Origin of the sequence: Salmonella sp. SAL4457, assembly GCF_046548235.1 — a bacterium.
In the GTDB taxonomy this organism is placed as follows: Bacteria; Pseudomonadota; Gammaproteobacteria; order Enterobacterales; family Enterobacteriaceae; genus Salmonella; species Salmonella enterica.
On the sequence record NZ_JBGDZO010001317.1, the window covers coordinates 1 to 237 of the forward strand.

The window sequence follows — 237 nt, forward strand, 5'->3', positions numbered from 1 at the left end:
GGTCAGGGTGCGCCCATCCTCGCGGTACTCCCAGGGCAACACCCGGCCGCTGCTGGGCGAGGCATAGTTGACCGCCCAGTGCCGGTCGAGGTCGGCTGGCGTCCGTGGCTCGCCATGCTCTTCCAGGTAGGCGGGACTGGCGCAATTGATCAGTTGCATCTCGCCGAGGCGTCGCGCCACCAGGCTGCTGTTGCCCAACTGGCCGACCCGCAGGACGCAGTCGACGCCCTCCTGCAC

The 237-nt window shown here is 69.2% G+C and carries 1 protein-coding gene; it reads right to left on the reverse strand.

Annotated elements, in window-relative coordinates:
- Nucleotides 1–237, reverse strand: a 237-nt coding sequence (locus ACLJNW_RS28455; RefSeq protein WP_410962024.1) for a LysR substrate-binding domain-containing protein, incomplete at both ends; no start/stop codon positions are given.